General features: G+C 72.2%; 4 protein-coding genes and 1 pseudogene. 4 read left to right on the top strand and 1 reads right to left on the bottom strand.

Annotated features, from left to right (window positions below; translation table 11 throughout):
* Positions 1 to 1,883 (bottom strand): AAA family ATPase (locus ACY45C_RS16480; protein WP_462188464.1); only part of this gene is annotated, 1,883 nt, incomplete at its 3' end.
* Positions 1,884 to 2,127: 244 nt separating this feature from the next.
* Between ACY45C_RS16480 and ACY45C_RS16485 the strand changes: the two genes are divergently transcribed.
* The 4 genes and pseudogenes from ACY45C_RS16485 to ACY45C_RS16500 all read left to right on the top strand — a co-directional run.
* Positions 2,128 to 2,985, top strand: coding sequence for a histidine phosphatase family protein (locus ACY45C_RS16485; RefSeq protein WP_462188465.1), 858 nt, complete (start codon positions 2,128 to 2,130; stop codon positions 2,983 to 2,985).
* Between the two features lie 6 nt (positions 2,986 to 2,991).
* The gene (locus ACY45C_RS16490; RefSeq protein ID WP_462188466.1) at positions 2,992 to 3,534 is read left to right on the top strand and encodes a DUF3090 domain-containing protein; all 543 of its coding nucleotides are present in this window, start codon (positions 2,992 to 2,994) and stop codon (positions 3,532 to 3,534) included.
* A 184-nt stretch (positions 3,535 to 3,718) separates the two neighbouring features.
* Complete coding sequence (locus ACY45C_RS16495) at positions 3,719 to 4,498, top strand: SCO1664 family protein (protein ID WP_462188470.1); 780 nt, start codon at positions 3,719 to 3,721, stop codon at positions 4,496 to 4,498.
* Between the two features lie 184 nt (positions 4,499 to 4,682).
* Positions 4,683 to 5,357, top strand: a pseudogene (locus tag ACY45C_RS16500) (cysteine--1-D-myo-inosityl 2-amino-2-deoxy-alpha-D-glucopyranoside ligase); the annotation flags it as partial.

A 5,357-nucleotide genomic window follows, 5' to 3' on the forward strand; every position in this document is an offset into this window, starting at 1 on the left:
AGATCACCGAGCACACCAGCGGGCACCTCGACGACGCCGCCGGGGAACGCGACCCGCAGCGCACCGCGTTCGCCCAGCGCGACGACGGTGCCGATCTCGCCGTTGGCGAATCCGACGTCGATATGGTTCGCCGTGGCCACCACACGGTCCCCGATGTCGAACCCGGAGACGGCGCCGCCGCCCGGGTTCAGCGTGCCCTTCAACGCGGTGTTGAGCGCCGTGGTGCCCGCCGGACCGGCGTGCACCGGGGTCACGACCTGGATGTCTGCGACGGGAATGCCGAGCGCGCGGGGGATGGAGTTGGTGACGAGCTGGACGGTGCGATGCGCCGCCTCGCCGGAGCTGCCGGACGGCACCACCACGACCTCCCGGCCAGGCCCCGGTGGTGGCGGTGGCAGCTCCCCGCCGCGCATCGCGGCGGCCATCGTCGCGATGGCGCCGCCGTCGGCCTGCCGGTACAACCGCCGCAGCTCGGTCACCGGGACCTCACCGGACTCGAGCAGGTCGGCGATGATCTGCCCCGGTCCGATGCTCGGTAGCTGGGCCGGGTCCCCGACGAACATCAGGTGCGTACCGTCCGCGCAGGCGTCGAGCAGCGCGGCGGCGAGCTCCGCGTCGAGCATCGACGCCTCGTCGACGACGACGAGGTCGGCGTCGATCGGGTTGTGCTCGCCGCGCGCGAACCCGCTGCCGCGCCCTTGAGCCTGCAACAGCCGGTGCAGGGTGCTCGCCGGCGCCCCGCACAGCTCCTCGAGGCGTTTGGCAGCCCGTCCAGTCGGCGCGGCCAGTGCGACGACCGCCTTGGCCGCCCAGGCCAGTCGTACGACGGCCGCGACCGTGCGGCTCTTGCCCGTTCCCGGCCCACCGGTGAGCACGCTGACGCCGGACTCCAGCGCGGCGCGCGCCGCCGCGAGCTGGATCTCGTCCAGCCCGGTCACTACCTCGTCGTTGCTCCCGTTCCCCCCCTCGTCCTTGTCGTCGTTCTTGTCGTTCTTGTCGTCGTCGAAGTCCTTGTCGTCGTCGAACGCCAGCGCCGTCGGAGGCGGGGCGGTGGCGGCCCGTGCGGACACGGCCCGCCCGGCCGGATCGTCGTCGCCGTCGTACCCGGACCCGTCGTACCCCGACCCGTCATCGGGTCGGCGGCGGGCTCTGGGGGCGCCTGCGCGCAGCGGCTCGGCGGTCGCCATCAGCCGTTCGATGCCGTCCGCGACGGACTGCTCGGCCATCGCATGCCGCTCCAGCGCGATCCGGTCGCCGACGGCGATGATCCGCCCGTCGTCGAGCGCCGCGGTCGGATCGGCCACCCCCTCGCGCGCGGCGGCACGCAGCACCGCCTGCACGGGGCCCGCGGTGTCCCCCGCCCGGGAGGCGGCCCGGCCGAGCAGATGGGTGAGTACCGCCGGGCCCCGGCGCGGATCGTCGCGCTGCAGACCGCGGCGGCGGGCGAACCGGTCGGCCTGGGCGATCTCGGTGTCGGCGGCGGTCAGCAGCATCCACGGATCGGCCCGCAGGAGGTCGGCGGGCGCGGGTCCCAGCAGGTCGGTCACCCCGCGCGCGAGCCGGGCCGGAAGATCCGCGGCGACGAGCAGTTCGACGACCGCGTACGTGCCCGCCACGGCGCGGAAGCTGTCGGCGAGCCGCCGGGCCCGCGGTCCGGTGACCCCCTCGACGGTGCCCAACCGGCCGACGTCGACGTGGTCGGGCCGGGTGATCCCGGCCGCGGGCAGCCGGCCGGCCGTCGTGCGGCCCAGCCCCGGCCACAGCCCCGCCCCGCAGAACGCGGCGAAGACCTCCTCGGGGTCCGCTGGCTGCGGGTCCGCTCGTGCCTGCGGGCCGACCGCGTCAGGCTCCGAGGCGGAAGCGGTCGTGTACTCGTCCGGCATGCCGGGAAGCGTAACGACGAACCGTTCCGCCGCTGTTGTAGCCCGCTGGGTAGCGTGGTATCCGGGACGGCTGTCTGGCGGCATGGCTGTATGAAGGCGATGTCGCGCGTTCCGACCGATGCGCGTCCGGGTTCACCCGTGCGTCCGGGTTCACCCGCGCATCCGGGGCCACCCGCGCGTCCGGCCCGGCGGAGACAGTGAGCGTCAGCAACAGTGAGCGTCAGCAACAGAAGGGACGGACCGGTTGACCACAGTCCTGCTGGTCCGCCACGGCCTGACCGCCGTGACCGGCAAGATCCTGCTTGGTTGGACGCCCGGCGTGGGGTTGGACGACCGTGGCCGCCGCCAGGCGTCGGACCTGGCGCGACGCCTCGCCGACATCCCGCTGGCGGCGATCGTCAGCAGCCCGCTCGATCGCTGCCGCCAGACGGCCGCGATGATCGCCGGACGCCGTCCGGTCAGCGAGGCCAGCCTGGACGGCACGCAGCAGGTCGAGATCGACGAGCGGCTCGGTGAGTGCCGGTACGGTGACTGGACCGGGCAGGAACTGGTGACCCTGGCGAAGGATCCGCTCTGGGCGGTGGTGCAGAGCCATCCCAGCGCGGTCGTCTTCCCCGGTCCCGAGGGTGAGGCACTACGGGACACGCAGGCCCGTGGGGTGAGCGCCGTGCGGGAGTGGAACGAGCGGCTGGGCCCAGACGCCACCTGGCTGCTGTGCTCGCACGGCGATGTGATCCGCACGGTGGTCGCCGACGCCTTGGGCATGCATCTGGACATGTACCACCGGATCACCGTCGATCCCTGTTCCCTGACCGTGATCCGCTACAACGAGCGCCGCCCCTTCGTCCGGCGCATCAACGACACCGGCGGGGACGTCGTCGAGCTCCTCCCGCCACCCCGGGCCGAGGGCTCCGCTGGGGCCGTCGGCGCCGCGGCGTCGTCTCCCGGGTCCCGGAAGTCCTTGGAGTCGCCGGGGTCGCCGGGGTCTTCGAAGTCCCCGGGGTCGCTGGGGTCGCCGGGGTCCAGTGGGCTCGACGTGGACGAGGTGATCGGTGGCGGTGCCGGCGGTTTCCGTCCCAGCGCCGGTGGTGGAACGGGCTGATCGGGCATGCCGCGCCGGATACACGTCTTCGACCCGCCGCAGCGGTTCGTCGTGGGCACCGTAGGCCTTCCCGGTGCCCGATCGTTCTATCTGCAGGCCCGCGACGGGGCGCGGGTCGTCACCGTCGCGGTGGAGAAGGCTCAGGTCGCCTTGCTCGCCGAACAGCTGACCGAGCTGCTCGACGAGTTGGGCCGCCGTGGCGCGACGCCGCCGCCCGAGCCCGCCCCGGCCGACCCCGACCTGTCACCGCTCGATCTGCCGATCGACGAGGAGTTCCAGGCCGCGACGATCGCGCTCGGCTGGGATCCGCGTGGCGGACGGGTCGTCATCGAGGCGCAGGCGACGGGCGTGACCGACCCGGTCGTCGGATTCTCCGATGATCCCGACGGGCCGGACGCCGTCCGGGTCCTGCTGGAGTCCGAGCAGGCGCGCTCGTTCGTGCGGCGCGTGGCGCGGGTCCTGGCCGCGGGCCGGTCCTCCTGCCCGTTGTGCGGGCAGCCGTTGGACGACGGTCACGTCTGCCCGCGCCAGAACGGTCACCTGCGCTGATGCGGCCGGCGAGGGGCGCCGGGCCCGGCCGCCGCGGGTGCGCGGTCCGTGGTAGCGGTGCGGTCCATGGCGGGGGTACGGTCCGTGGTAGCGGTGCGGTCCGGTCGGCCTGGCGGTGTGGGAGAGATGTCGCTCACCGTCCGGTCCGGTGACATCACCCTGCCGGACCGGACAGACTGAGATGATGGGCGTTTCCGCGGCGAGTTCCACCCCGGGGTGGCGACCGCCACTGCATCCGATCGACGGGGGCGGCCTCGACGCCCCCGCCGCCCTCGACCTCCTTCGCCGCGGTGACCTCGAGATCACCGCCCGGCTGGTCGACGCGAGCAACACGACGCTCTGCTGCGACATCTGCGCTGACGGGGTGACCGGCCGCTGCGTCTACAAGCCGGTCCGCGGCGAACGCGCCCTGTGGGACTTCCCGGACGGCACCCTCGCCGCCCGCGAGCTGGCCGCCTACGAGGTCTCCGAGCAGCTCGGGCTTGGCATCGTCCCGCCTACCATTCTGCGTGACGGCCCGTTCGGCGAGGGCATGGTGCAGCTGTGGATCGATACCGACGTCACCGTGGACCTGGTGGCGCTGACCCGGTCCGACGACTCCCAGCTGCGCCGGATCGCCCTGTTCGACGCCGTCATCAACAACGCCGACCGCAAGGGTGGGCACCTGCTGCCGGCGCCCTCCGGCCGAATTCACGGCATCGATCACGGTGTGACCTTCCACACCGACGGCAAGCTGCGCACCCTGCTGTGGACCTGGCGGGGCAGGCGACTCGATGCCGAGGAGACCGCCTTGCTCGACGACCTGCGTGAGGCGCTCGCGGGCCCCTTCCGGGACCGGCTCGAGGAGTTGCTCACGGTCACCGAGGTCGACGCCCTCACCATGCGGGTCGACGGGCTTCTGGCCAAGGGCCGGTTCCCGTTGCCCTCGGGGGACTGGCCGGCGATTCCCTGGCCGCCGTTCTGAGCGGGTTCTGGTTCTGAACGGGTTCTGGTTCTGGGCGGGTCAACCAGTGCGGGTACAGGTGCGGGAGAACATGAGATGTCACCGTAGGTGATCCGGGGTGGATCGGCTTGGGATGCCGTCGGTTACGTTGCGGTTACTTTCCCCGTGCCCGCCGGAGAGTCGGTTCGCGGTTACTCTGACACGCATGCAGGCGTGGCAATCTCCTCCGATACGTTTTCTTCCCGGTCACGGGAAGCCACTGAGGATCTTCGATACGGCCACGTCGAGCGTACGCGAGTTGGCGCCGGCCGCCACAGCAAGGCTGTACGTCTGTGGCATCACGCCCTATGATGCGACGCATCTGGGGCATGCCTTCACCTACCTCACCTACGACCTCGCGCAGCGTGTGCTGCGAGACGCCGGGCATCACGTCCACTATGTACAGAACGTAACGGATGTCGATGACCCGTTGCTTGAGCGAGCCACCCGTGACGGGCTGGACTGGCGGGCCCTCGCCGACCGGGAGATCGATCTGTTCCGCGAGGACATGACCGCACTGCGGATGCTGGCGCCGGACGCCTACGTCGGGGTGGTCGAGGTCATCCCGATGATTGTCGACATGGTGGCGGAGCTCGTCGACCGGGGCGCGGCCTACCAGGTCGACGACGACCTGTACTTCTCGATCGCCACCGCACCCGCCTTCGGGGAGATCTCGCGTCTCAGCCGGGCCGAGATGCTGGCGATCTGCGCCGAGCGCGGGGGTGACCCGCGCCGCACCGGCAAGAAGGACCCCCTCGATCCGCTGCTGTGGCGCGCACACCGCCCCGGCGAGCCGTCCTGGCCCTCGCCGTTCGGCCCCGGCCGGCCCGGCTGGCACATC

It is taken from the genome of Frankia sp. CcWB2, assembly GCF_977927585.1.

What these genes read in the sequence shown, in the direction of transcription:
- ACY45C_RS16495 (WP_462188470.1), top strand. Translation starts at nt 3,719, where the DNA reads ATGGGCGTTTCCGCGGCGAGTTCCACCCCGGGGTGGCGACCGCCACTG.
- ACY45C_RS16490 (WP_462188466.1), top strand. Translation starts at nt 2,992, where the DNA reads ATGCCGCGCCGGATACACGTCTTCGACCCGCCGCAGCGGTTCGTCGTG.